This window comes from Streptomyces sp. 3MP-14, from assembly GCF_006334905.2.
Taxonomy (GTDB): Bacteria; Actinomycetota; Actinomycetes; order Streptomycetales; family Streptomycetaceae; genus Streptomyces; species Streptomyces triticirhizae.
The window spans coordinates 272,429-296,390 of sequence record NZ_VDLZ02000002.1 but is presented as its reverse complement, the minus strand read 5'-3'; the positions used below and the strand labels follow the sequence as shown (position 1 = coordinate 296,390).

Annotated in this window: 23 protein-coding genes and 1 pseudogene; 11 read left to right on the top strand and 13 right to left on the bottom strand. The window is 75.0% G+C overall.

From position 1 onward, the window contains the following. The first annotated feature begins 20 nt into the window (after window positions 1–20). From FH609_RS32055 to FH609_RS03645, 5 genes are all read left to right on the top strand, one after another. The gene (locus FH609_RS32055; protein ID WP_139670342.1) at window positions 21–1,409 is read left to right on the top strand and encodes a serine/threonine-protein kinase; all 1,389 of its coding nucleotides are present in this window, start codon (window positions 21–23) and stop codon (window positions 1,407–1,409) included. Continuing rightward, a complete protein-coding gene (locus FH609_RS03660; protein WP_139670340.1) occupies window positions 1,406–1,894 on the top strand; it encodes an effector-associated constant component EACC1 in 489 nt (162 codons plus the stop codon). Before FH609_RS32055 ends, FH609_RS03660 begins: the two co-directional genes overlap by 4 nt. Next, complete coding sequence (locus FH609_RS03655) at window positions 1,891–3,033, top strand: caspase, EACC1-associated type (protein ID WP_139670338.1); 1,143 nt, start codon at window positions 1,891–1,893, stop codon at window positions 3,031–3,033. Before FH609_RS03660 ends, FH609_RS03655 begins: the two co-directional genes overlap by 4 nt. A 245-nt stretch (window positions 3,034–3,278) precedes the next feature. Beyond that, the gene (locus tag FH609_RS03650; RefSeq protein ID WP_122184379.1) at window positions 3,279–3,509 is read left to right on the top strand and encodes a DUF397 domain-containing protein; all 231 of its coding nucleotides are present in this window, start codon (window positions 3,279–3,281) and stop codon (window positions 3,507–3,509) included. A gap of 118 nt (window positions 3,510–3,627) precedes the next feature. After that, the gene (locus FH609_RS03645) at window positions 3,628–4,560 is read left to right on the top strand and encodes a helix-turn-helix domain-containing protein (protein ID WP_139670336.1); all 933 of its coding nucleotides are present in this window, start codon (window positions 3,628–3,630) and stop codon (window positions 4,558–4,560) included. 73 nt (window positions 4,561–4,633) lie between these two features. On the opposite strand, the gene FH609_RS03640 is transcribed toward FH609_RS03645, so the two are convergent. Then, window positions 4,634–5,410 carry an SAM-dependent methyltransferase gene (locus tag FH609_RS03640; RefSeq protein WP_319789578.1) on the bottom strand — a complete coding sequence of 259 codons (777 nt, stop codon included), beginning with the start codon at window positions 5,408–5,410 and terminating at the stop codon, window positions 4,634–4,636. Window positions 5,411–5,557: 147 nt separating this feature from the next. Continuing rightward, entirely contained in the window at window positions 5,558–5,977 is a 420-nt protein-coding gene (locus FH609_RS03635; RefSeq protein WP_139670331.1) for a hypothetical protein, read from the bottom strand. 633 nt (window positions 5,978–6,610) lie between these two features. Here FH609_RS03635 and FH609_RS03630 point away from each other — a divergent pair. Further along, window positions 6,611–7,006, top strand: a pseudogene (locus FH609_RS03630) (zinc ribbon domain-containing protein); the annotation flags it as partial. Here FH609_RS03630 and FH609_RS03625 read toward each other — a convergent pair. Continuing rightward, window positions 7,003–7,269 carry an SDR family NAD(P)-dependent oxidoreductase gene (locus FH609_RS03625; RefSeq protein ID WP_226961405.1) on the bottom strand — a complete coding sequence of 89 codons (267 nt, stop codon included), beginning with the start codon at window positions 7,267–7,269 and terminating at the stop codon, window positions 7,003–7,005. The pseudogene FH609_RS03630 and the gene FH609_RS03625 overlap by 4 nt on opposite strands. A 43-nt stretch (window positions 7,270–7,312) precedes the next feature. On the opposite strand from FH609_RS03625, the gene FH609_RS03620 reads away from it, so the two are divergent. Then, complete coding sequence (locus FH609_RS03620) at window positions 7,313–7,567, top strand: hypothetical protein (RefSeq protein WP_139670330.1); 255 nt, start codon at window positions 7,313–7,315, stop codon at window positions 7,565–7,567. 58 nt (window positions 7,568–7,625) lie between these two features. Here FH609_RS03620 and FH609_RS03615 read toward each other — a convergent pair whose 3' ends face one another. Then, entirely contained in the window at window positions 7,626–8,012 is a 387-nt protein-coding gene (locus FH609_RS03615; RefSeq protein ID WP_139670328.1) for a winged helix-turn-helix transcriptional regulator, read from the bottom strand. A gap of 102 nt (window positions 8,013–8,114) precedes the next feature. On the opposite strand from FH609_RS03615, the gene FH609_RS03610 reads away from it, so the two are divergent. The 3 genes from FH609_RS03610 (at window position 8,115) to FH609_RS03600 (ending at window position 10,548) form a co-directional block, all read left to right on the top strand. Beyond that, window positions 8,115–8,762: an NAD(P)-dependent oxidoreductase gene (locus FH609_RS03610; RefSeq protein ID WP_226961374.1), complete on the top strand. Its 648-nt coding sequence runs from the start codon at window positions 8,115–8,117 to the stop codon at window positions 8,760–8,762. Window positions 8,763–8,927: 165 nt separating this feature from the next. Further along, window positions 8,928–9,221 (top strand): DUF1330 domain-containing protein, encoded by a 294-nt coding sequence (locus FH609_RS03605; RefSeq protein ID WP_139670324.1) that lies wholly within the window; start codon window positions 8,928–8,930, stop codon window positions 9,219–9,221. 112 nt (window positions 9,222–9,333) lie between these two features. Then, the gene (locus tag FH609_RS03600) at window positions 9,334–10,548 is read left to right on the top strand and encodes an MFS transporter (protein ID WP_139670322.1); all 1,215 of its coding nucleotides are present in this window, start codon (window positions 9,334–9,336) and stop codon (window positions 10,546–10,548) included. Window positions 10,549–11,704: 1,156 nt separating this feature from the next. Here the strand turns inward: FH609_RS03600 and FH609_RS03595 are convergent. The 8 genes from FH609_RS03595 to FH609_RS03560 all read right to left on the bottom strand — a co-directional run bounded on the left by FH609_RS03595 (window position 11,705) and on the right by FH609_RS03560 (window position 21,918). After that, window positions 11,705–12,997, bottom strand: coding sequence for an ATP-grasp domain-containing protein (locus tag FH609_RS03595; protein ID WP_226961373.1), 1,293 nt, complete (start codon window positions 12,995–12,997; stop codon window positions 11,705–11,707). Continuing rightward, complete coding sequence (locus tag FH609_RS03590; RefSeq protein WP_226961372.1) at window positions 12,994–14,058, bottom strand: DMT family transporter; 1,065 nt, start codon at window positions 14,056–14,058, stop codon at window positions 12,994–12,996. Before FH609_RS03590 ends, FH609_RS03595 begins: the two co-directional genes overlap by 4 nt. 33 nt (window positions 14,059–14,091) lie before the next feature. Continuing rightward, complete coding sequence (locus FH609_RS03585; RefSeq protein WP_139673851.1) at window positions 14,092–15,246, bottom strand: saccharopine dehydrogenase C-terminal domain-containing protein; 1,155 nt, start codon at window positions 15,244–15,246, stop codon at window positions 14,092–14,094. Beyond that, the gene (locus tag FH609_RS03580) at window positions 15,239–16,297 is read right to left on the bottom strand and encodes a saccharopine dehydrogenase (RefSeq protein ID WP_139673848.1); all 1,059 of its coding nucleotides are present in this window, start codon (window positions 16,295–16,297) and stop codon (window positions 15,239–15,241) included. Before FH609_RS03580 ends, FH609_RS03585 begins: the two co-directional genes overlap by 8 nt. A gap of 100 nt (window positions 16,298–16,397) precedes the next feature. Beyond that, a complete protein-coding gene (locus FH609_RS03575; RefSeq protein ID WP_139673845.1) occupies window positions 16,398–18,122 on the bottom strand; it encodes a thiamine pyrophosphate-binding protein in 1,725 nt (574 codons plus the stop codon). Next, on the bottom strand, window positions 18,119–18,919 hold the full coding sequence (locus FH609_RS03570; RefSeq protein ID WP_139673842.1) for a class I SAM-dependent methyltransferase: 801 nt from the start codon (window positions 18,917–18,919) through the stop codon (window positions 18,119–18,121). The genes FH609_RS03575 and FH609_RS03570 overlap by 4 nt, the downstream gene beginning before the upstream one ends. 470 nt (window positions 18,920–19,389) lie before the next feature. Next, window positions 19,390–20,436: a porin PorA family protein gene (locus FH609_RS03565; protein WP_139673840.1), complete on the bottom strand. Its 1,047-nt coding sequence runs from the start codon at window positions 20,434–20,436 to the stop codon at window positions 19,390–19,392. Window positions 20,437–20,550: 114 nt separating this feature from the next. Continuing rightward, window positions 20,551–21,918 carry an SGNH/GDSL hydrolase family protein gene (locus FH609_RS03560; protein ID WP_226961371.1) on the bottom strand — a complete coding sequence of 456 codons (1,368 nt, stop codon included), beginning with the start codon at window positions 21,916–21,918 and terminating at the stop codon, window positions 20,551–20,553. 439 nt (window positions 21,919–22,357) lie between these two features. Between FH609_RS03560 and FH609_RS03555 the strand changes: the two genes are divergently transcribed. Further along, on the top strand, window positions 22,358–23,203 hold the full coding sequence (locus FH609_RS03555; RefSeq protein WP_139673838.1) for a glycoside hydrolase family protein: 846 nt from the start codon (window positions 22,358–22,360) through the stop codon (window positions 23,201–23,203). A gap of 22 nt (window positions 23,204–23,225) precedes the next feature. Here FH609_RS03555 and FH609_RS03550 read toward each other — a convergent pair whose 3' ends face one another. Beyond that, window positions 23,226–23,945, bottom strand: coding sequence for a siderophore-interacting protein (locus tag FH609_RS03550; protein ID WP_139673835.1), 720 nt, complete (start codon window positions 23,943–23,945; stop codon window positions 23,226–23,228). Window positions 23,946–23,962: the final 17 nt, after the last annotated feature.

Sequence of the window (23,962 nt, the reverse complement as noted above, 5' to 3'; positions counted from 1 at the left end):
GTGCGCGACAGGATGGCCCCATGGCGCAGAGCAGGGTGGTCGCCGACCGCTACCACCTCAGGCGGGAGGTCGGCCAGGGCGGCACCGGGGTGGTGTACGAGGCGTGGGACCGCGAGTTGGAACGACGGGTCGCGGTCAAGGTGCTGCACGAACGCGTCGGGATGTCCGCCGCCGAGGAGGCCGGGCGGCTGCGCCGCGAGGTGCGGGCCCTCGGCCGGGTCAACCACCCGGCCGTGGTCAGCCTCTATGACGCGGGCATCACCGAACAGCGTCCCTATCTGGTGATGGAGTGGCTGGACGGCCTCGACCTCGCCCGGCTGAGGGCGGCGCTGGGCTGGCGACTGCGGGACCTGGCGGCCGCGTTGACGCTGCCCCTGGTGGAGGGGCTGCGGGCCATCCACGAGGCGGGCGTGCTGCACCGGGACATCAAGCCGTCGAACATCCGCGTCACCCACGCGGGCCGGGTGGTCCTCTGCGACCTGGGGCTGGCCAGGATCAGCGGCGACACCTCGCTCACCCGGAGCGGCGTGATCGTCGGCACCCCGCGCTACATGGCCCCCGAGATGATCAGGGGCGAGGCGCCGACCCCCGCCTCCGACTACTACGCACTCGGCCTGTGCCTGCGGGAGGTCCTCACCGACCAGCAGGTGTTCGCCGAACACGAGAACGCCGCGACACTGCTGTGGACGGCGGTCAACGAGGGCGTCGAACCCGTCGACGCCCCCTCCCTGGCGGGGTCCGTGCCCGGTGGACTGGTGGACCTGGTCAACGGCTGGTGCGCCAGGGACCCCGCCCAGCGGCCGACCGCGACCGACGCCGCCCTGGAGGTGCTGACCGCCGAGGCGCCCGTCCGCAGCCTGGGCGGGCTGATCGCGATGGTCGAGGACGACGGCGAGCCGCTGGCCCTGGAGATCCCCGGGAGCCTCGACGGCCCCCTCGTCCCCGGCGGCTCCTCCCCCGACCCCCAGCCCGCGCCCGCCGACGCCCGGCGGGACCGCACCCTCAGCGGTTCCTTCCCGGCCCCCTCCTCGATGCTCTCGCTGGGCGATGTCACCCAGGCCCTGGTGCTGCACCGGATCACCCCGCGCAACGCGGTCTCCCGGCTGCGGGAGGCGGTGGGCATGGTGCAACGCGGGGAGCACCGGGAGGCGTTGGACCTCCTCGCCACCATCGGGACGGTCGGCGCCGAGCGGTTGGGCCCGGGCGACCCCACGACCCTGACCGCCCGGTTCTGGCACGCGGTCTGCCTGGCGCGGCTCGGGTCGGGCGAGGAGGCCCTGGCGCTGCTGGCCACCGTCAACGCGCACACCGAGCCGGTGACGCCGCCCGACGACGGCGAGCCGGCGCCCGCGTCGGGGTCCGCGCCGGCGCCCGCGCCGGAGGAGAACGAGAAGGGGGACCCCGAATGACCGAGACCCGGGTCGAGGTGCGCCTCGCGCCGCGCGAGGACGGCGGGCGCGAGCCGATCGCCGTGGAGGACGAACTCCGTTCCCTGGTCCACTGGTTGCGCGCCGACGAGACCCTGACGCGCGGCCTGGTCAGCCGGCTGGAGGCCCAACGCCCCGCCGGCGAGGGCGAGATGGGCGCGGCGCTGGACGTGGTGGCGCTGGTGCTGGGCTCCGGCCTCTCGGCGGGCGCGCTGGCCGTCTCCGTGCTCCAGTGGCGGGACACCCGGCGCACCGGCCGGCCGCTGGTGGTGAAGCGCGGCGCCTGGGAGGTGCACGTTCCGCCGGGCCGGCCGGCCGACGAGGCGACGCTGGCCCGGCTGGTCGCCCTGCTGGAGGCGGCCGAGGACGGTGAGCCCGACACGCCCGACGCCTCCGCTGGCTCCGGCGGCTCCGGCGGCACCGGCGGCTCGGGCGGCACCGGCGGCGGTTCCGGCGAGGGGCGGTGAGCGGCCAGGGCCCGCCGGACCCGGCCGCCTCCCGGGCGGTGCTGCTGGGCGGGGCGCGCTACGAGGAGCTGGCCCAACTCCCCGCCGTCGCCGCCAATCTGCGGGACCTGGCCGGCGCCCTGCGGGACCCGCTGCTGTGGGGGCTGCCCGACCGGAACTGCGTCGAGGTGTGCGATCCGGCCACCCCGTCGGAGCTGCTTGACCCGGTGCACCGGGCCGGCGAGGAGAGCACCGACACGCTGCTCGTCTACTACGCGGGGCACGGGCTGCGCGATCCCGACTCGGCCGACCTGTATCTGGCGTTGGCCGGTTCCCGACCGCACACCGGCTACACCGCCGTCGCCTTCGACCATCTGCGGGCCGCGCTGCGGCAGGCCAGGGCCAGGCGCCGGGTACTGATCCTGGACTGCTGCTTCAGCGGCCGGGCGGCGAGGACCCTGGACGGCACGGACGCGCTGGCCGCCCGGGCCACCGTGGACGGGGCCTATGTGCTGGCCGCCTCGCCCGGGGACCGGGCCGCGCTGGCGCCGGAGGGCGAGCCGCACACCGCGTTCACCGGCGAGCTGCTGCGGCTGCTGCGGCAGGGCGTCGCGGACGGGCCCGAGGTGCTCGATCTGGACACGCTCTACCGGGAGTTGAGTGACCGGCTGCGGGCGAAGTCGAGGCCGGCGCCGCAGCGCAGCCAGGAGAACGACGTCGGGCGGCTGCCGTTGGTCCGCAACCGGGCCCTGGCCAGCCCTGACGCGCCGGCCGGGCCCGTCGTCGACGCGGATGTGCGCACCGCCATCACGGCGGCCGGCCTGCGGCTGGGCCGGATGCTGCGCGCCGCCGGCCGCAACCGGGACGCGCTCACCGTGCTGCGCCTCGCCTTCGACGAGCGCGACGGCAGCGACCGCGACACCACCTTCGCCCTCCAGCTGGAACTCTCCGAGCTGCTGGCCGACGCCGACCGCGCCAAGGAGGCGATCGAGGTACTGGAGCAGGCGTTCCACCAGACCCACCAGACGACGGGCCCGGAGGCGGTGCTGGTCTGCCGCCGGCTGGCCGAACTCCTCCAGGAGTCCGGCAACTACGTCCAGGCGTGCGAGGTGCTCAAGCACGCCCTCGACCTGGTCGAGTCCCGCTCCCGACGCGGCTGACCGCCCCAACACGCCCGCACGGCAAGGCCGTTCACGCCGGGGCCGCGCCAGGGCCGCGCCATGGAACTGGCGGACGGAGGGGCGCCGCGCGCCCGCACCGCCACTCCTGTGGGTGACGCGGCGCGTCCCGCGCGGCGGCTACGGTTCGCTGGTCGCGCACCGGTGCACCACGGCGACGTCCCGGCCCGCGCCGCCCGTCGGCGGCGCGGAGCGATTCAGCGTGCGAGAAGGGAACCACTGTGCCCATGGTGTTCGAGAACGGCAGCCCGGCGGACCGCGTCCCCGGGGTCACGTGGGTGAAGAGCACGGCGAGCGCGAGGGACGGGAACTGCGTCGAGCTGGCCGCGCTCCCGAACGGCGAGGTCGCGGTGCGCAACTCCCGTTTCCCCGGCGGGCCCGCGCTGGTGTACACGCGCCAGGAGCTGCGGGCGTTCGTGTCCGGGGTGCGGGCGGGCGAGTTCGATTCGCTGCTGTGAGGCGGCCCTGAGGCTGCCCTGAGGAGCCGAACGCCCGCGCCCAACAAGGCCGTTACGCGGACAGGCGCACTCCGGTCGGGGATACTGAACGTCGATATCCCTACCACGGAGAGTGCGCATGTCCGCGAGCGGTCCCAGCCGGCTTCCCTTCGCCGCCTCGGGCGATCCCTCGTCACCGCGCTGGGGCACGCCGGAGGCGGCGCAGCGGGTGTTGGGCGAGAGCCTCCGACAGCTGCGGCGGGAGGCCGGGCTGACGCTGCGCGAGGTCGCCGAGCCGCTGCGCGGGTCGGCGGCCAAGGTCAGCCGGCTGGAGCGGGGGGCCAGTTCGCCGAAGGAGCGTGACATCGAGGACCTGATCGTCTTCTTCCGCGTCCCCGACGAGAAGGCCCGCGAGATCCGGGCGCTGCTGCGGCAGTCCCGGGAGAGCCCCTGGTGGTCGCAGTTCAGCGATGTGACGCCGAACTACCTGCGCCGGCTGATAGGTCTCGAAGGCTCGGCCGCCGGCATCCACGCCTACGAGAACCATGTGGTGCCGGGCCTGTTGCAGACCGAGGAGTACGCCAGGGCCGTGATCAGGGCCGCGCTGCCGCACGCGGACGCGATGACGGTGGAGCGGAAGGTCGAGCTGCGGGTCTCCCGGCAGAAGGTGCTCGTCGCGCCGCAGCCGCCGATGGTGCGGGCGCTGCTGGACGAGGCGATCCTGCGGCGGCCGGTCGGCGACTACGGCGTGATGTGGCGGCAGTTGACGCATCTGCGGGAGGTGGCGCGGCGGCCCTCGGTGCGGCTGCGGGTGGTGGAGTTCGAACGGGGCGCGGGCCGCGTTCCCCACTACCCGGTCACCCGGCTGCACTTCGGGGACGGCGGGCCGTCCGAGCTGGTCTATGTGGAGCATCTGGACAGCGCCACCTATGTGACGCGGCCGGCCGAACTGGAGCGCTATCGGGGCCTGTTGGAGGAGATCAACGAGGTGGCCTCGCGGTGGGAGCGCACGGAGGCGCTGCTGAGCGAGGCGATCGAGGAGTACCGCCGCAAGGACGACCGCCGGGGCTGAACGTCCCGCCTTCGCGGCCGCCGGCGGTCGGCGAAGGCCGGGCCGGGCGGGGCCTGGCGGGCCGCTTCCGCGTTCAGGTGCGGGCCACGCCGCACCAGCCGGTCCACTCGTCGGTCCGCTGGGGCGGGAGGAGTCGGCCGTCGGGCCGCCAGCTCCTGGTGTCGGTCACGCCGGGTTCCAGCAGGCGCATTCCCGCGAAGTACCCCTCGACCTCCCCGGGTTGGCGCACCCGGCCCCAGCGGCCCCGGGTCAGCTCACCCATCAGCGCGCTGACCTCGCGGCGCACCCGTTCGTCGTCGCTGACCAGGTGTGAGATGGCGACGAAGCTGCCGGGCGGCAGCCGCCGCCGCACGCCGGCGACCAGTTCGGCGGGGGCCTGGGCGTCGGTGAGGCAGTGCAGCACGGAGCCAAAGAGCGCCGCCGTGGGCTCGGGGGTGAGCAGCCGCCGCACCTCGGCGTCGCCGAAGACGGTCTCGGGGCGGGTGATGTCCGCCCGCACCACCAGGGTCCGCCGGTCCTCCTCCAGGACCAGCCGGCCGTGGGCGACGGCCATCGGGTCGATGTCGACATAGATCACGCGGGCCCGCGGCACGTGTTCCCTGGCGATCTGGTGCACGTTCTGCCGCGCGGGCAGGCCGACGCCGAAGTCGATGTACTGGGTGACGCCGTGTTCCTCGGCGAGGACGCGGACCGCGCGCTCCAGGAAGGCCCGGCAGTTGCGGACCACCGCGACGCCGCTGGGCGCGAGGCGGAGCAGGCGGGCACAGGCGTCCCGGTCGGACTGGTAGTGTTCCGCGCCGCCGAGCAGATACTCGTACATCCGCGCGACGCTGGGCGTGGTGATGTCGATCCGCGCGCTGATAGCCCTGCCTCCGTTCTCCCGCCGCGCTCCGGGGCAGGCACACCGGGGGCGCCGTTCGGGGGCCGACTGTAACGCAGCGGCCCGCCCGATCTCAGGGATTCCGTACGGGAGTTGACAGGGCCGGTCGGTTCGGCGTCAGGGGCGCAGCAGCACCGTCACATGGGCGGGGTCGGCGCCCATCACGTCGGCGACCTCGGCCGGCGGCAGCCCCAGCGACCGGCTCAGCACCCGAGCCTCGGCGCGCATCGCCTCGACGGGGCAGGCCGGGCCGCCGGTCGCCGCTATGTCCCCTCCGTGGCGGGCGACTTCGTGGTGCGCGACTTCGTGGTGCGCGAGGTGGTGGCTCAGGAGCCGCCAGGCGACGGCGTTGGGGCGCGGGGCGCTCAGCACCTCGGGCCAGCGGGCGGCCAGTTCGGCGAAGGTGCGCTCCACGGCCTCGACCGCGCCCCGGTGGCGGCCGAGGCGGACCAGCGCGTACCGCAGATAGCGGGCGTGGTAGAGCTGCCGGAACGCGCGCAGCTCGGGGGGTGGGGCCCCCGGGGCTGGCTGGTTCATCGGGCCGTCTCCTCTCGGCGGGCTGTCGCGCGGGCCGGCGCCTGGGCGCCACGTGCCCGCCACCCCGGCCGGAACGTGGGCTGCCGGGAGGGGAGTTCCCCGGCGCGCTGGCGGTGCGCGCCGAAAGAACCAGAACTCAGGTGCCCCGCACCGGAATTCGCGCGCACAGAAGGAAAGTACCCCGTTCTCGGCCCGCGCGTCACGCAACGAGGAGAATGCAAATCCCGTACCGCCGCCGGTCGTTCACCCATTCGGATAACCGCGTGCGCATTCGATGAGCGGCGCCGCGTGAAAGGCGATGGAGAACGGTGGGGCAGCGAGGGAAAAGGGCCGGGGACCGGGAAAGCGGTCGTTTCCAAACAGCCCTCGGCATTATCGGAACCTTCGCGGTCCTCTCCGGTCAACCACCGGGACGCCAGCGGGCGTTGCCCGTTCCGTGCGGCGCTTGCCGATGCGCGTGCGGATGCAACATCACGAACCCGCGCGCCCCGCCTGACGGCGGGCGCGGGCGGGCGTCAGCCCTGCGCCGTGGGACGGACGACGAGTTCGTTGACGTCGATCATCGGGGCCTTCCTTCGTGGAAACCTCCGGCTTCGGCCGAGGGAGGGAACGAAGCTCCTGTGGAGCGGGGCATCGGCCAACCGGGACAAAGCCCGCCGCCGCGTCGCCAAGATCCACGCCAGGATCGCCGACCGGCGCCGGGACCACCTCCACAAGCTCACCACTCGGCTCGTCCGTGAGAACCAAACGGTCGTGAACTCGTCGTGATCGACCGCTACTTCCCCAGCTCCAAGCTGTGCGGCGCCTGCGGCACGATCGCTGCGAAGCTGCCGCTGAACATCCGCACATGGACGTGCGAATGCGGCACCACGCATGACCGTGATGGGAACGCGGCGAAGAACCTTCTGGCCGCCGGGCTGGCCGCGTCTGCCTGTGGAGACGATGTAAGACCGGGAGTCCACCCGGACGGGGCAGTCGTCGACGAAGCGGGAAAGCCAGCGGGCGACCGCTGGAACCCCCCGCCGCTAGGCGAGGGAGGAAGTCAACCGGTTCCATTCGTCGACGCGCAGATCCGCGACCGTTGACAGCGGCCTGATGCCATCGTTGTTGACGAGGACGTCGATGCGCCCGAACCTGTCGAGCGCCGTCTGCGCGAACGCCCGCACCGCCCCCGGGTCGGTGACGTCCAGCCGGCGAATCTCGATCGTGGTGCCTTGGGCGCGGAGCGTGACGACGAGGGCGTCGAGCCGGTCGACGCGACGCGCGAGGCCGTGCGGGCCGCTGTGGGACAGTGGGACGGCCGAGCGAACGGCGGCGGGGGAAGGGAGCGGGCCGGTGCACCACCGGATCTATCGGGAGTACGACGTGGAGGGGCTGCCCCTGCCGCTGGTGATCGTGCTCACCATCATGACGTTCACGCTGATCGCGGTGCTGGTCTGGGCGCTGCTGCGGCTGGGGCGCCGGCCCCCGCCGAGCCCGGAGCAGCGGGCGCGGAACGCGGCGCGCGACGCCTCGCGCAAGCGGCAACGCGCCCTGCGCGAGCGGCGGTTGCGCCTCCAGCGCCGCGCGGACCGCGGCGCGGACCGCTGAGCCGCCGGGCGGGCGCGGTGGTGGTGGTGCGTTCCCCGTCCCGTTCGGTTGCCCGGCGTCAGGCGGTGCGCCGCTCCCGGGCGGCGTCGAAGGACTCGCGGGCGGCGAGGAGTTCGTCGATGTGCTCGCGGACCCAGCCGCAGACGACCTCCAGCGGGCCGAGCAGGCTCTCGCCCAGCGGGGTCAGCCGGTACTCGACCTGCCGGCCCGAGCCGGTGCGGGTCTCGGCGCGGGCGATCAGGCCGTCCCGTTCCAGGGAGCGCAGCGAGGCCGTGAGGACCTTGGGGGTGACCCGCCGCAGCGGGACGCGGAGTTCGGAGAAGCGGCGCGGCCCGTCGGCCAGGCAGGTCAGGATCATGGCGGCCCACTTGTCGCCGACGCGCACCGGGCTGAGCGCGGTCGGGCAGACCTCGTCGAACAGGTCGGACGGCAACGGTTCCCTCATGGTCGCGAACGATAGCCGGTATCCGATCGGTAACCGGTGCTCCCGCTAGCGTCCCGGGCACCGGCCGGGGTGTGGGACTCCGGCCCTGGCGAGGGGAGTTCCTTGATGCGGATCGTGATCTTCGGCGCCGGTGGGCGCGCCGGCCGAACGGCGGTGGCCGAGGCGGAGGCGCGGGGTCACGAGGTCACCGCCGTGGTGCGGGACCCGACGAAGCACCGGGAGCTGGGCGCGGCGCGGGTGGTCGCCGGCGATGTGAGCGTGGCGGCCGACGTGGCACGGCTCGCCACGGGGCAGGGGGCGGCGATCAACGCGGCGGCGGACATCGCGGCACCCGCCGACGTGTTCTTCCCCGGCGCGGCCTCCGCGCTGGACACGGGGCTGGCCCCCGCCGGGGTGTCGCGCCTGCTGTTCGTGGGGCTGGCCTCGGTGCTGCCCGGCGCCTCGGGCGTTCCGCTGATGGACGAGCCCGGCTACCCCAACGAGTACCGCCCGTTCATGCTGGGGCACGCCGCCGGCCTGGAGCGGCTGCGGGGCTCGGCGCTGGACTGGGTCTACGCCGCGCCCGCCGGCGACTTCGACCACGGCGCCGGCCGCACGGGCCGCTACCGGATCGCGGACCACGCCGACCGGGACGACCGGATCTCCTACCCCGACCTGGCGGTCGCGCTCCTCGACGAGATCGAACGGCCGCGTCACCACCGTTCCCCACTGGCGATCGGCGGCGCGGCCCCGGCCAACGGGTCGGCGTAGCACGTCGGTTGCGTCGCGGCGCTCGGCTTCGGCGTTCAGGGTTCGGGGTTCGGGGTTCGGGGTTCGGCTTCGGCGCTCGGCTTCGGCGTTCACGCGCGCGGGTGGGTGGGGCGCCCGGGCGGCCGGGGCGGCCGGGGCGGCCGGGGCGTCTGGCAGGCTGGGGCGGTGACCGCCTATGTGATCGCCGAGGCCGAGCACCGCGACAGCCCCGAGGTGCGCCGCTACCGGGAGTTGGCCCAGGAGTCCGTCGCCCTGCACGGCGGGCGCTATCTCGCGCGCGGCGCGCTGCCCGGCGCGCTGGAGGGCGACTGGCCGGAGGGCCGCCGGATGACGGTGCTCGCCTTCCCCAGCCGGGAGCACGCCGAACGCTGGTACGCCTCCCCCGAGTACGCGGCCGCCCGCGCCACCCGCTCCGACCTGGCGGGCCGCCGGCTGCTGATCGTCGAAGCGCAGGACTGAGCCGGGCCCCAACCCGGCCGTGGGCGGGGCGGGCGGCATAGACTGCCCGGCGTCATCCGTCGCCGCGAAGCGGCGGCGGTCCGTTGGGAGTTCGGCTCCCGGGTGGGTGGGCATGTCCGAGAGGCATGTCACCATGCGGAGCTATCTCGACGTGCTGCGCGTCCCCCGGCTGCGCCTGCCCCTGCTGGCCACGGTGCTGGGCGCCTTCCCCCTGGGAATCCTGGGCCTCGGCCTGCTGCTCCACGCACGGGAGGTGACCGGTTCCCTGACCGCCGGCGGCCTGGCGGCGGCCGCGTTCGGCCTGGGCAACGCCGTGGGGCTCGACGTGCAGGGCCGGCTGATCGACCGACTCGGCCAGCCGCCGGTCCTCGTCGTCGCCGGCCTGGGCTGCGCGCTGGGGGGCGTCGTTCTGGTCACGGCCGGTCCGGCGACGAACGGGCCGGGCCTGGTCGTAGCGGCGAGCGCCGGCCTGGGCGCGGCCTGTCCCGCGACCACCGGCTGCATGAGGGTGCTGCTGTCCGAGTTGCCGCCGGAGGGCGGCACCCGCACGGCGGGCTATGCGCTGCTCGCGGTGCTCTTCCAACTGGCCCTGCTCGGCGGACCGTTGCTGGTGTCGCTGACGCTGCTGTTCGCCGGGCCCGACGGCGCCGTGCTCGGCGGCGCGCTGCTGGCGGCGGGGGCGGCGCTGCTCTTCGCCCGGTCGTCCGCGTCCCGCGCGTGGCGGCCGGGCCCGGGCCCCGCCGGCGCGCGCGGGACGCGCGGCGGCGCCGGGTTGACGGTGCTGCTGGCGCTCGCTGCGGGCGCCGGGTTCTCGGCCGGGATGGTCGCCGTCGCGGTGCCAGCGGCCGCCCTGGCGTTGGGCACCGCCGCGCACAGCGGGCTGTTGACGGCGGCGGCCTCGGCCGGCGAGATTCTCGCGGGACTGGCGCTGGGCGCCCTCACCTGGCGTTGGTCGCCGTCCCGGCTGCTGCTGGCCACCCTGGCCGGGTCGGCGCTCGCGCTCGGCGTGGCGGCCTGGGCCGCCGGCGGACTGGGAACGCTGTGCGCCGCGCTGTTCCTGGTGGGCGCCTGCAGCGGCCCGTCGGCGATCGCCTCCTCCGCGCTGTTGGACACCCTGGCGCCGCGCTCGGCCCTCACCCGGGCCTACACCCGGCTGGTGGGCGTCGGCCTGTTGGGCGCGGCGGCGGGCAACGCGGCGGGCGGGGCGGTCGCCGAAAGCCTCGGGCACCGGCCGGCGTTGGCGCTCAACGCCGGCTGGCTCGCGCTGCTGGCGCTGGCCGGCACGCTGCTGCGGCGCCGGCTGCGGCTGCGGGAGCGCTGCCGCTAGAGGTGGGTGCGGGGTTTGTCTGCGGGCCGGTGGCCGGTGCGGGGCAGCCCGACTGATCGTTTGTTGGTCGACGAGACTCTGCGGTGTGGTGGGGGCTCTGGCGCGGACCACGACGCGTGGCCTACATGGCGCACGATCGGCCGGGTGCGGGCGTAACGAATACCGGCAGGAGGCTGGCTGGGAAGGGGGGCGCGGCTTCCGGGAGGTGGAGTTCGTTGCCGCCAGGGGTGGTCGGGAATGGCGGTGCGTGCCCCACGGGCGCAGGGACCGCGCGGAGTTCGGGGGCCGGCCGGCGGCTGGGGGCGTGCGTGGCGCGCACCGGCTTCGCCGGCCTGCCCCGGCATGTCGTCCGTCTCGGATGTGACCGATCGTCGGGCGGCTCACGGGGGCGGTGCCGGTTGTTCGGGTGGGGCGGGCGGTAGGTGCTGGGTTCGGTCAATGACCACGCTGCCGCGTGAACATCGCCTGCCGTCTTGGTAGTCAGCGGGCCGTCGACTCCCGAAGGCGGGCGCGCCGGGGGGTGGGGGGACCTTTTTTCTAGGTGCCCGTTTGGAAGTGAACAGATCGTTCAACTCTAGACGGGCACCTACAGAAAGAGACCCCCACCCCCCTGCCCGGAAGCGGACAAGGTGCGGACTACCCCACCGGCAGGCGTTGTTCGCGCGGCAGCGTGGTCGTTGACCGGCGCTCCGTCGTGCCAGCAGGGGTGAGGCGACGGGCCGTCCCCCTTTCAGTCGTCCGACGATCGGTCACGTCCGAGACGGGCGACATGCCGGGGCAGGCCGGCGAAGCCGGTGCGCGCTACGCACGCCCCCAGCCGCCGGCCGGCCCTCGAACTCGGCGCGGTCCCTGCGCCCGGAAGGCACGCACCGCCATTTTCGACCACCCCTGGCGGCAACGAACCCCACCTCCCGGAAGCCCCGCCCCCCTCCCAGCCAGCCTCCTGCCGGCATTCGTTACGCCCGCACCCGGCCGATCGTGCGCCATGTAGGCCACGCGTCGTGGTCCGCGCCAGAGCCCCCACCACACCGCAGAGTCTCGTCGACCAACAAACGATCAGTCGGGCTGCCCCGCACCGGCCACCGGCCCGCAGACAAACCCCGCACCCAACACACCACCCGCGCCACCCCGCCCCCGTCCCAACACCCACAGCCCGCTACGGCCGGCCGGCGTAGAGGCCCGCCGACTCCAGGCGGCGCAGCGCGCGGTGGTCGGACTCCAGCACCTCCGGGTCGTCGTGGCTGAGATAGACCGTGCCGGGGCAGGTCGCCATGTCCACGGTGCGGGACAGGGCGCCGCCGGCCGGGGCGTTGACCACCAGCTCGGCGAACGAGGGCAGCGCCCGCACCGGCCGCCAGCCGGCCGGCTGCGGGACCCGGCCGGGGCGGGGCGAGATCAGGTTGACGCAGCGCAGCCGGCTCCGCAGCCGGTACGGCGCCCCGGCCTCGGCGGCGAAGCCGGCCGGGTCGGCGAGGGCGTGGGCCAGGCTGTTGACCTGGTCGGCGCCGACGCAGCGGCCCAGCAGCTCCGGGGTCTGGCCGCCGCCGAGCCGGGCGCCGCACTCGATGAGCACCGGGCCGCGCTCCGTCACCATCACCTCGGTGTGGGCGGCGCCCTCCCCGATGCCCAACGCGTCGAGCACCGCCAGGACATAGCGGACCAGCTCGGCCACCCCGGGCTCGTCGAGGGCGAGCAGGTCCTCGTAGTCGTAGACGGAACGGCCGTCCACCAGCCGCTTGTGGTACCGCCACACCTCCACCACGCGGTGGCGGCCGGCGTGGCTGACCGTGTTCACATAGTGCTCGGTGCCGGCCAGGAACTCCTGGGCGAGGACCGTCTCGTTGGGCTCGCCGTAGCGGTTGGCCGAGGCCAGGATGCGGGCGTGCGCGTCGGCGGCCTCGGCCGGGGTGTGGCAGACGAAGACATGGTCGGTGCCGGCGCTGCGCACCGGCTTGAGCACCACGGGCCAACGGGCGTGCGCCGCCGCCCAGTCGAGGATCTCGGGCAGCGCGGCGGTGCGGAGCGTGTCGGCCGTGGCCAGGCCGGCGGCGCGCACGGCCTGGCGCATCAGGAACTTGTCCCGGCGGGCCGGGGAACGCGCCAGGTCGTTGCCCGGTGCGCCGAGCGCTGCGGCCAGCTGGTCGGCCAGCGCGACGCCCGACTCGGCGGCGGCGACAACCCGGGTCACGCCCAGCCCGCGCAGCCGGCCGGTGGTGGCCGCCACATCGCCCTCGTGGGCGAGGTCCACCGCGAAGTCCTCGGGCCGGTAGGCGAGTCGGGTGTCGGGGAACGGGGAGCGGACATGGACGACCTCCACGCCCCGGCGGCGCAGCGCCCCGGGCAGCAGGCGCCCGGCGCCGTAGGCGTCCACGACGGCGACGGTCCCCGGCCGGTCGGGCCCCGGCCGGTTGCTCTCGGGTGGGCCGGTCACGGGTGGTGGTGCGGTCACGAGGGGGCTCCTTCGCGGGGGTCGCCGGCGGTCTCGTTCCGTCCGCCGGCGGTCGGCGCGCGTGGCGCGCCGGGGTCCGAGGTGCGGGGGCCCGGCGGGGCGAGGGCGGCGACCGGGACGGCGGTCGGGGTGGGGTCGTCGGGTCGCCGGTCCCGCACCAGCACCCCGACGGCCACCAGGGCGACCACGCCCAGCACCCCGAGCAGGGTCAGCGGGGAGAACCGCAGCCGCCCGTCGGCGAGTTGGAGGAGCAGCGCGAAGAGCGGGGAGAGGCAGATCAGCAGCGAGGTGGTGATGGGCTCGGTGTGCCGCACACCCACCTGGAGCACGTAGATCGGCAGCGCGACCCCGATCACCGCGACCACGGCGCCGGGCAGCAGCGCCTCGCCCAGCCGTGGCTCGGCCTCCAGGGCGACCAGCGCCCAGGCCAGCACGCCGATCAGCACGAAGCGGGTGGCGAGCACCGTGCCCGGGTCGCAGCCGGCGTCGTTGAGCCGCTTCATATAGATGATGTTGGCGGCCGAGCCGGCGGCGCAGGCCAGGGTGAAGCCGAGGCCCCACAGCGCCTCGCCGGTGGCGATCTCGCCGAGCCCGCTGCGCCCGCTGAACGAGCCCCACATCAGCACGCACAGCAGCCCGCAGATGGCGACCGAGACGGCGACCTCGGCGGCCAGCACCCGGCTCTGCCGGCGCAGCAGCGGGCCGGCGAACGCGGTGATCACGGGGCCGAGCGCGAGGCTGACGACGTTGACGATCGCCGGCTCCAGGTGGTCGAGGGCGTAGAAGGTGCTCAGCCAGGTGAGCGCGGTGGTGACGTTGATGGCCACCAGGTCGGCGCGGTGGGTGGTGAGCGCGCCGGGCTCGGCGGGGTGCCAGCGGCGGCGGGCGGCGACGAGCACGGCGAAGAAGGCCACCGCCAGGGTGAAGGAGACGGCGGCGATCGCGGCGGGGCTGACCACCTCGAAGCGGTTCCCCGCGTAGACGTCCATCGCGGCGGCGAGCACGGCGTAGACCAGCAGCGGCAGCACGCCTCGCCGCAGCGTGGCCTGGGTGGCGGTCATCGGGCCCACGTCCGGGCGGTGTCGGGTGCCATCTCAGACCTCGCCGTCGCCGTGGAAGGTGGCGGTGACGCCGTGGGTGGCGAGGAACGTCAGCCAGCCGCGCACCGCCTCGGGGTCGTCGGTGGCCTGGTGGAGTCCGGGTGGGACCCGTCCCGCGACGACCTCCAGCACCGCGCAGGCGAGGGGGACGGAGACCAGGCGCGGGGTGGCGGCCTCGCGGGCGTCGCCGGTGGCGTCCAGGGTCCACTCCCCCGACCAGTCCTCGCCGTCGTCGGTGTGGACGGACAGCCGGACGGACATCACGACCCGGTCGTGGTCGTCGGCCGTGGTGGGGTAGCGGGCGGCCAGCCGCGCGGCGAGCGCGGTGAGGCGGGCCTCGTCGGCCTCGGCCAGCTCGGCGAAGACCGGCTTCCACGCCTCGCTCCAGCCGGCCAGCCGGAGCGTTCCCCTGGCGAAGCTCTCCAGCCGCCAGGTGGCGGGCAGGCCGTAGGTGGCGACGAAGGGCAGGCTGTCGCGGTTGGGGTAGGTCTCGAAGGTCTCGCCGGCGACGGTCAGTTGGTCGACGGCCTCCCAGGGGCGGGCGAACCGGCGGGGAAGGCCGCCCTGGATGGTCCTGGCCGGGGTGAGCAGCGCGGTGAGCACCCCGCGCGGCGCCCAGCTGAACTGGTAGCGGAAGGCGTTGGGGACGGCCGGGTTGCTGCCGCAGTAGGAGCCGAAGTGGGCGACGGCGGGCCGGTCGCCGACGGCGCCGCGCGCGGCGTCCACCAGGTGGTGGGCGAGCAGGTGGTCGATGCCCGGGTCGAGGCCGACCTCGGTGAGCAGCACGCAGCCGCGTTCGGCGGCGGCCGTCGCGTGGGCGGCCAGTCCGGGGCTGACATAGCTGGAGCAGACCAGATGGGCCGAGTTGGCGAGTGCGATCCGGGCCAGGGCCGGGTGGTGGTCGGCGGGGAGCATGGAGACCACCACGTCGCCCGGGGCGAGTTGGTGGGTCAGGGAGTCGGGGTCGTAGGCGCGGGGCTCGGCCTGGCCGAGGAGCCCGAGCCGGGCCAGGCAGGACTCGGCGCGGGCGACGGTGCGGCCCCACAGGACGGTGGTGGTCTCGGCGCAGACGAGGCCGAGGCCGCTGCCGGTGGAGAGGCCGGTCCCGATCCAGTGGACGCGGCCGCTCGGGGGGATCAGGTCAGCCATCGCTTCCTCGCTCGGGGTGGTCGGGGGTGGCCAGGGCCCGCCGGAAGGCTTCGGCGCTGCGGTCCCAGACGGGGCTGCCGTCGGGCAGCACCCGCAGGTGGGGCAGCAGTCCGGCGGAGAAGGTGGTGCTGGACTCGCGCGGCAGCAGGGAGGGGAGGTTGTCGATGGCGATCACGTCCAGCGGGGGCGCCGAGTGGAGCCGGCGGACCGGCCGTTCCCAGTCGGTGGTGCGGTCGTTGACCGGCAGGCGGTTGCGGTCCGAGGTCACGTCGCAGGTGACGTCGGCGACGACGGTCAGGGCGCGGTCGGGGCGCGGCAGGTCCTCGGGGGTGAGGAACGGCGGTCCTGGGGCGGCCGGGGCGACGGCGTTGACCAGCAGGTCGTGGGCGCGCAGCGCCGGCCGGTCGAGGTCGGCGGTCTCGGCCTGGTCCCAGCCGGTGGTGGGCACGCCGGCCACCTCCAGGGCCCGGCGGGCGCCGCGCCCGGAGCGGCCGAGGGCGCCGATGACCAGGGCGCGCGCCCCGCCGGTGTGTTCGCGCAGGCGCGCGTCGAGGGCGGGGCGGGTGGTGGCGGTCAACGGGGTGGTCAGGCGGCGGCGTTGGTGGAGGACGGCGAGGGCGGCGCCGACATAGCCGGCGAACTCGCCGAAGGCGGTGACCCGTCGGCCGTCGTCGTCGGTGAGGTACTCCAGGTCGAGCAGGGTGCCGCCGCCGGCGGCGAACCGGCGCAGCAGGGCGGGGCCGCCGTGCTGTCCCCGGTAGGCGTGGCCGAAGAAGACGTGGCGGTGGGTGAGCGCGTCGGGCGGCGCGGCCGGCTCCTTGAGGCCGAGGACGACCTCGCCGGGTCCGGCGTCGGGCCAGCTGTGGGCGGGCGCGACGCGGCAGCCGACCCGGGCGTACTCCTCGACGGGGAAGGCGCGTTGGGGGCTCTCCTCGACGGTGACGGGGAGTCCTTCGGCGATCAGGGAGGCGGCGTCGGTGGGGACGAGGGGGGTCCTTCGCTCGTTCGGCGCGGTCTCGGCGCGCAGCCGGACCCCGGTGGTGCGTGGCATGGGAGGGGTGTCTCCTGGGTGGTGCGCGGGGCTGTGGTGCGGTGGCGGTTCGGCGGTGCTGTTCGGCCGTGGTGCGGCGGGCGCCCGGGCGGGTGGGCGCTCAGTGGATGGGGCGGCCGGTGGACTCCCCGTCGAGCGCGGCCCGCCAGACGGGGACGGGGGGCGGCGCGGCCATGTGCTCGGGCACCCGCACATGGATCAGCGAGGGGCCGTCGCCGCGCCGCGCGGCCCGCTCGGCCAGCGCGGCGAGCTGGTCGAGGGTGGTGGCGCGCGTCCCGGATATGCCGGTGCCGAGGCCGAGTTGGACGGGGTCGATCGGCCCGGGGTCGACGGCGAAGTACCGTCGCTGGACATAGAGGTGCTGGATCATCTTGATCCAGGCCAGCGAGGTGTTGTCGAGCACGACGAAGGTGATGGGGAGGGCGAGCCGGACGGCCGTCTCCCACTCGCCGACGGCCATGGCGAGGCTGTTCTCGGTGGTGAGGCAGAGGACCCGGGCACCGGGGTGGCCGACGGCGACGCCGACGGCGGCCGGCACCGCGTAGCCCATGGGGCCGTGGCCCCGGGGGATGACGACCCGCCAGCCGTCGCCCGGTGCCTCCCAGTGGCAGGCGAGGTGGGGCGTGGGGGTGCCGGCGTCGGCGACCACCCAGGTGTCCCGGCCGAAGGCGGCGCGCAGCGCGCGGACGACCTCGCGGGGCGGGAGCACGCCCTCGGGGGTGGCCGCCGGCGGGTCCTGGGCGGCGGCCCAGGCGGCGCGGGCCGCGGCCAACGCGGCGGCGCGACGGGCGCGTTGGGGCTCGGGCGCGGCTGGCGTGGCGGCGCGCAGGGCGGCCAGCGCGGTGCGGGCGTCGCCGACCAGGGGCAGCGCCTCCGGGTAGGTGCGGCCGGCGCGCTCGGCGGCGGCGTCGAGGTGCAGCACCTCGGGGACGCCACGGGGCGGCACGGTGAAGCCGAGGGTGTCGGTGGCGTTGGCGCGGGTGCCGACGAAGAGCACCAGGTCGGCGGCGGCGACCTCGGCGTTGGCGTCGTCGCGGGCGCCGTTGCCGCCGACGACGCCCAGGGCCAGCGGGTGGGCCTCGTCGATGGCGCCCTTGCCGTGGATGGTGGTGGCGACGGGCATCGCGAGGTGGTCGGCGAGCTGGGTCAACTGCTCGCCGGCGCCGGAGAGATGGACGCCGCCGCCGGCGACGGCGACCGGCCGACTGGCGGCCGCGAGCCGGCCGGCGGCGGCCCGCACCGCCTCGGGCGGGGCGGCGGGGCGCCGGCCCGGGACGAGCGCCGGGCCTTCGGGGGCGTGGATCGGCGGGGGGAGCGGGACGGTCTCCTCCAGCACGTCCTCGGGGATGATGAGGGCGGCCGGCCCGGGGCGGCCCTCGGTGGCGGCGGCGATGGCGCGGGCGACGAGGGCGGGGATGTCGGCCGGCCGCTCCACGGTGTGCCGCCACTTGGTGCAGGCGGCGAAGAGCTGGTCCTGGTCGACCTCGCTGATCGGCGAGGTGCCCCGGCTGCGGCGGTTGTTGTCGGTGGTGACGGCGAGCAGCGGGACGCTGGCGGCGAGGGCCTCGGCCATGCCGCTGGCCAGGTAGACCGCGCCGGCGCCGCTGGACGCCTCGCAGACGCCGAGCCTGCGGGTGGTGCGGGTGTAGGCGTCGGCCATGAACCCGGCGTGCCGTTCGTCGCGGGCGAGCACGTGCCGGATGGTGTCGGCCCGCTCCCGCAGCACGTCGTAGAGGGCGATGCTGGTGTCGCCCGGGAAGCCGAAGACGGTGTCCACGCCGTGTCGGACCAGTGCCTCGACGAGCAGTCGCGCGCCGGCGGTCATGCGGCGACCCCCCGGGGTCCCGGCAGCCTCGGGTGGGCGTGGGCGGTGACCACGGCGCGGACGCGTTCGCCCGAGAGGGGGCGCCGGTAGCGGTACTCCTCGGTCTCGGCGGAGCCGAAGCCGGCACGGAGCGCCTGGTCCCGCAGTTGGTCGGCGGAGAGCCAGTGGAAGCCGTGGACGCCGGGCGCGGGCTGGGCGGGCGAGCCGTCCTGCGGCGCGTCGTTGGAGGCGATGAGGACGCCGTGCGGGGCGAGCCAGGACCGGACGCGGCGCAGCACGGGGACCAACCCGTGGGCGGGGTCGAGGAGATGGCCGAGCACGCCGTCGAGGTAGATCACCGCCCAGGGCTCGGCCGGCTCCCAGCGGTGGATGTCGCCGCGTTCGGCGTCGAGTCCCTTGGACCGGGCGATGGCCACCGCCTCGGGCAGGGCGTCGACGGCCAGCACGCGGTGGCCGCGCAGCGCCACCTCGGCCTCGACGGCCGCGTTGCCGCAGCCGAGGCTGAGCAGCCCGCCGCCGGTGGCGCCGAGCGCCGCATGAAGCTTTTCGGTCATCCACTGTCGATAGGCGGCGCTATAGGTGGAGGGAGTGACCGAATCCCCGCGACTTCCGCCGGATTCCCAGATATCGAAGAGATGGCGGCCGCCCTCGACCTCGGCCCGGTAGAAACGGATCAGGTCCTCGTGGTTTCTCGCCTGACGGTCGGCCGCACGGCCAGTCTCGCGGTCCCGGTTCTCCGCGTCCCGGTTCTCCGCCGTGTTGTTCCGCGCCTCGCCGTCCGCGCCCCTGTGCGTCATCGCTCCCCCTTGACACCCCGTTCACCAGCCCGAACCTCCCCTGGGTTCGAGCCTTCGCCAGGATGCGGGCGGCGCGGAATGGGCGTCAAGGAATGGCCAAAGCTCCGCGCTCCGCACGGAATGCAATTGATCGAAGCTGACCGCGACGCTTTCTCATTCTCGGGAGAACGGCCGATCAATCGACCATCGCCGCAAGGAATTCGACCGGTCACCCGAAAAGGGACCGACCGGCGAGGTGACTTGGATCACATCCGCCGTCGACGAGAAACGCCAACGGCCGCCCGCCGCGCGGAAAGCGCGCCGCCGGGGCGCCGCCACGGCGGAAACCGGCGCCGCGTTCAGTTTCGACAACAACCGGACACGAACAAGCGGACACGGGAGTGCAGCCGGCAGCAGGAAGGGGCCCGTGGGGCGGGAGATACGTTCCTCCCGCCCCACGGGCCCCTTGGCCCTCGAAGGGACGCCGGGTCTCAGGCGGTCGCGGGCGGCGGGTCGGCGGCGGCGCCGGTCCCCCCGCCATCGCCGTCGCGGCCCCGGCCGCGCAGCTCGCGCCAGACGGCGAGGACCACCAGCACGGCCGCCACGACGGCGAGCCCCAGCGGGATGGCCATCCGCACCAGCCAGAGCATCTGCGAGTTGGAGTCCGCGTCGTCGGCCCGTTCCTTGGTGCCCTCCTCGGTGCCCTCCACGGAGAGGGTGTTCACCGGGGCCAGGTCGATCGGCCCGTCCGGGCCCTGGATCTGGGCGACGACGCTCTGCTCCAGGGAGCCGTTGAGCACCGCGCCGGTCTCGGAGTCGACCCAGGCGACGCGCGCGGTGCTGGCCGCGTAGGTCAGCGGCACCTCCTCGGGGAGCTGCCCCAGCAGCGCCGGGTCCGGCTGCTGCTCGGGGGGCAGCCCCTGGGCTATGCCGGCCAGCACGTCCCTGGGCAGCGCGGCCGGGAAGCGTTCCACCATGGCCGGGTCGGCCAACTCGCCGGCGGTCTCGATCACATAGACATAGGCGGTGCGGCCCTCGACGTCCTCCGTGCGGTCGTAGACGGCGGGCGCCTCGGTGGCGGTGGTCGGGTCCCAGAAGGTGTAGTCCTTCTCCTCCGGGTCCAGCGGCCAGGAGATCACCAGGCCCTGGTGCTCCTCGGCCTCCGAGCCCTCCGGCGGGTCGACGTTGACCAGGTCCACCCGGTCGACGGCCCAGCGGTGGCTGGTGGTGGACAGTTCGGTGCCGTCCGGGCCGGTCACCGCGACGTCGTCGGTGACGACGGCGGTCGACCCGTCGGTCTCCACGACCTTGACGTGGCGGTCGAGGTTGATCGGAACGTCGCTGAGGAAGGCGTTGGCCAGGTCCCCGGTCTCCAGGGCCGCCGCGTTGAGCAGCGTGGCCGTTCCCGTGTACTCGAACGTGGTGTCCGTGTCCCCAGGCAGCTGGTGGACGGACGGGTAGACCACAAGGCGGGTCACGACCGAGGCGGCCACCAGCACGGCGGCCGATCCGGACAGGACCCAGGTGCTTCTGCGCATGGCATCTCCCGGTTACGCGCACACGGCGTTGTGCGACGGCTGGGTCAACCTATGGTCGGCACCCGTGCGGGTCAATAAACTTCCTACAACATGTGAACGACTGTTCACCCCGACTCAGCCCAGCTCACGGGCCGGGTCCCCGCGCAGGCCGAGCGGCACGGCCGCCGCCATGGCCTCGTTGCCGGCGTCGTTGGGGTGCAGGTGGTCGCCGCTGTCGAAGCGCGGGGCGAGGCGGTCGGGCTGCTCGGGGTCGCGGAGCGCGGCGTCGAAGTCGACGACGGAGTCGAACGCGCCGGAGGTGCGCATCCAGGTGTTGACCTCCTGGCGCGTTCGCTCGTTCTCGGGCGTGAAGTAGCCCACGGGGGTGTCGCGGAACGGGGTGATGGTCGCGCCGTGCACCCGCACGCCCCGCTCGTGCGCCCGCGCGATCAGCTGGCGGTAGCCGGCGATCAGCTCGGCGGAGGTCACCCGCTCCGACTCCGGGACCAGGGTGCCGGGTTGGCCGATGTCGTTGACGCCGAGGTGCAGGATCACGTCGCTGACGCCGGGGTGGGCCAGCACGTCGCGGTCGAAGCGGCGGAGTCCGCTCTCGCCGAAGTAGGCGATCCAGTCGTCCTCGGGGTCGTCGTTGTCGGGCTCGTGGGCGTCGTACAGCAGGCGGTTGCCGCTGATGCCCTTGTTGACGACGCCGACCGTCCGGCGCCCCGGCGCCTCGGCGAGGCGGTCGTTGAGGTAGTCGGTCCAGCGGTGGTTGGCGTCGAGGGTGGTGCCGGCGGTGATGGAGTCGCCGAGCGCGACCACGGCCGAGGCGCGCGGCCCGGCCGTGACGGCGATGTCGGAGAGGAAGTACCAGCGTTCGAAGGTGCCGGCGACGGCCGGGTCGGTCTCGGCGACCGCGTTGCCGTCGAGCAGATAACCCGTCTGGGCGGCGAAGTTGTTGACGGAGGTGCCGGGGGTCGGCTGCGGCAGGTGGAGGCTGATGACCAGCTCGGCGCCCTCGGGGACGCGCAGCGCGACCGGGTCGCTGACGGCCGGCGCGCCGGCGGGCACGGTCAGCGAGGGAGCGCCGCCGAAGGTCAACGGCCGGACGGTGCCCGGCTGGACCCGCGCGCCCCGCTCGCCGGCCGGCCGCAGCGCGACGCTGGCCTCGCCGACGACCAGCGGCGCGGCGCCGAACTCGTTGGACAGCCGCACCCGCAGGGTGTCCCCACCGAGGCTGGCGCGCACGACCTGGCGGAGGGTCTGGTCGGCGAACGCGGTGGTGTCGCTGGCCGGCACGGTGGTCACCGGCGTGGTCCAGCTGCTCACCCACCGACCCGGCCCGCCCTGGGCCGCCGCCGCGTGGCCGGACGGCAGCAGCACCGCCAGGACGGCGGCGAGCAGCGCCGCGACCCAGCCGAGGCGCCGCGCGCGGCGCGCCGGTCCGGGGAGTCTCCTGGGACGGTCGGGGGAACGGCCGGGCAGCGGGGAGGGTGACGGCACGCTGGGCTCCTGTGACGGTTCGAGGGCGGTGTTCGAACGGGCCGGCGCTGGCCGGACGGCGCGCGGGCCGGTCGGAACGGGGTGAACCTAGGCAACGGCACCGGGCCGGTCAAGACGGCCAACGCGCCGCGCCCGCAGGGGCGTTGGCCGCGTGCGCAGGGGCGCGGCGCTGACCTGCGGCGCGGGGCGCGCGCCCGGCGCGCGGCGGCGGCGCGGCCGTCGGGGCGGGCGCCCGTTCCGGCCGACGGTCGTCTGACCGCGACGGGCCGGGCGGGGCGTTCCGGAACGGCCGGGGTGCGTTGACGCTCCTCGGCGGCCCGTGCCAGCATCGCAGCGCAGAGAGCGCTCTCCGGTCAATGTGCCGCCGCCCTCGGCGAGTTGCCCCGGCCGCCACGTTCCTCCGTCCCTCCGTCCCTCCGTCCCCCCAGAAGGCCCAGCGATGCCCCTCGTTCCCCGCGTGTTGACCGGTCTGATCGCCTTTCTGCTGGGCATCGGCAGCCCGGCCCTGGCCGGCGTGGAGCCCGGCGGGTCCGCCGACGCCGCGCCCGTCGCCGCCGACGGGCGCAAGGGCGCCAACGTGACGCCGGTGGACGGGATCTCGGAGGCGCTGGCCGATGTGGGGGCCTCCTGGTACTACACCTGGACCTCGCACCACGACGGGATCGCGACGCCGGACGGCGTGGAGTTCGTGCCGATGATCTGGGGCGCGGACGCGGTCAACGACGAGGCGCTGGCGGAGGCGGCCCGGGAGGGCGAGCAGCTGCTGGCGTTCAACGAGCCGGACCTCGGGGAGCAGGCGAACATGTCGGTCGAGCAGGCGCTGGACCTGTGGCCGCGCCTGGAGGAGACCGGGCTGCGGCTGGGCGCGCCGGCGGTGGCCTATGGCGGCGACACCCCGGGCGGCTGGCTGGACCGCTTCATGGCGGGGGCCGAGGAGCGGGGCCTGCGGGTGGACTTCATCCCGCTGCACTGGTACGGCGCGGACTTCGGGCCGGACGCGGTGGAGCATCTGCGGGGCTATCTCCAGGCGGTGGCGGACCGTTACGGCAAGCCGGTGTGGCTGACGGAGTACGCGCTGATCGACTTCTCCGGGCCGAGCCCGCGCTACCCGAGCGAGCAGGAGCAGGTGGACTTCGTGCGGAACTCCACCGCAATGCTGGAGGAGTTGCCGTTTGTGGAGCGCTACGCCTGGTTCACGCTGTCGACGGGCACCCACCGCACCGGGCTCTACGACGGGGCGACGCCCAACGCCAGCGGCCGCGCCTACCGGGAGGCCGGCGGGTAGGAGCCGGTTCGGATCGGGGCGTTCAGCGCCAGTAGCCGAGGGCGTGCAGCCGGCGCTTGGGCAGGCCGACCTCCTTGCGCAGGAACGCGGCGAGCGTCCTGGTGGTGGCGGCGTCGCAGGTGACCCAGGCGTAGACGCGTTCCGGGTCGTCGACCAGCGCCGGCAGTTCGGCCCGCACCTGGCGGACCAACCGGCCGCCGTCGTCGGCCCGTTCGACCAGGCGCAGCTCGTGCAGGTCCGGGTCGTGGCGGAACGGGAGGACCCGGTCGCTCAGGTGCGGGGTCTCGAACCAGAGGGTGGCCGGGGTCGTGGGGTGGGCGGCGAGCAGGGAGACGATCGCGGGCAGCGCGGCGGGGTCGCCGACGACCAGCAGCCGGGAGGGCGCGGGCTCGGGCGGTTCGAAGCCGGTGCCCTGGAGGGTGGCCTCGATGGTGTCGCCGGGCTGGGCGGCGCGGGCCCAGTCGCTGGCGGCGCCGGAGTGGAGGGCGAACTCCAGGCCGAACGTGCCGGCCTCGGCGTCGGGTTCGACCAGGGTGAAGGCGCGCTGGTGCGGCTTGCCGTCCCGGTCGAACCAGAGCCGCACCCACATCGTCGGGTGCGGCGGGACGGCGGTGAGCAGCCCGCCGTCGGTGACCCGCACCCGGCGGTAGCGCTCGGTGACCTGTTCCACGTCGGTGACGGTGAACGTGAAGTCCTTGCCCCGGAACAGCTTGAGGACCGCGCCCTCCCAGCCGTGTGCCATCGCCTGTGCCCCTTCTC

What these genes read in the sequence shown, in the direction of transcription:
- FH609_RS32055 (WP_139670342.1), top strand. Translation starts at nt 21, where the DNA reads ATGGCGCAGAGCAGGGTGGTCGCCGACCGCTACCACCTCAGGCGGGAG.
- FH609_RS03660 (WP_139670340.1), top strand. Translation starts at nt 1,406, where the DNA reads ATGACCGAGACCCGGGTCGAGGTGCGCCTCGCGCCGCGCGAGGACGGC.
- FH609_RS03650 (WP_122184379.1), top strand. Translation starts at nt 3,279, where the DNA reads ATGGTGTTCGAGAACGGCAGCCCGGCGGACCGCGTCCCCGGGGTCACG.
- FH609_RS03645 (WP_139670336.1), top strand. Translation starts at nt 3,628, where the DNA reads ATGTCCGCGAGCGGTCCCAGCCGGCTTCCCTTCGCCGCCTCGGGCGAT.
- FH609_RS03635 (WP_139670331.1), bottom strand. Translation starts at nt 5,977, where the DNA reads ATGAACCAGCCAGCCCCGGGGGCCCCACCCCCCGAGCTGCGCGCGTTC.
- FH609_RS03615 (WP_139670328.1), bottom strand. Translation starts at nt 8,012, where the DNA reads ATGAGGGAACCGTTGCCGTCCGACCTGTTCGACGAGGTCTGCCCGACC.
- FH609_RS03600 (WP_139670322.1), top strand. Translation starts at nt 9,334, where the DNA reads ATGTCCGAGAGGCATGTCACCATGCGGAGCTATCTCGACGTGCTGCGC.
- FH609_RS03590 (WP_226961372.1), bottom strand. Translation starts at nt 14,058, where the DNA reads ATGACCGCCACCCAGGCCACGCTGCGGCGAGGCGTGCTGCCGCTGCTG.
- FH609_RS03585 (WP_139673851.1), bottom strand. Translation starts at nt 15,246, where the DNA reads ATGGCTGACCTGATCCCCCCGAGCGGCCGCGTCCACTGGATCGGGACC.
- FH609_RS03580 (WP_139673848.1), bottom strand. Translation starts at nt 16,297, where the DNA reads ATGCCACGCACCACCGGGGTCCGGCTGCGCGCCGAGACCGCGCCGAAC.
- FH609_RS03575 (WP_139673845.1), bottom strand. Translation starts at nt 18,122, where the DNA reads ATGACCGCCGGCGCGCGACTGCTCGTCGAGGCACTGGTCCGACACGGC.
- FH609_RS03570 (WP_139673842.1), bottom strand. Translation starts at nt 18,919, where the DNA reads ATGACGCACAGGGGCGCGGACGGCGAGGCGCGGAACAACACGGCGGAG.
- FH609_RS03565 (WP_139673840.1), bottom strand. Translation starts at nt 20,436, where the DNA reads ATGCGCAGAAGCACCTGGGTCCTGTCCGGATCGGCCGCCGTGCTGGTG.
- FH609_RS03555 (WP_139673838.1), top strand. Translation starts at nt 22,358, where the DNA reads ATGCCCCTCGTTCCCCGCGTGTTGACCGGTCTGATCGCCTTTCTGCTG.
- FH609_RS03550 (WP_139673835.1), bottom strand. Translation starts at nt 23,945, where the DNA reads ATGGCACACGGCTGGGAGGGCGCGGTCCTCAAGCTGTTCCGGGGCAAG.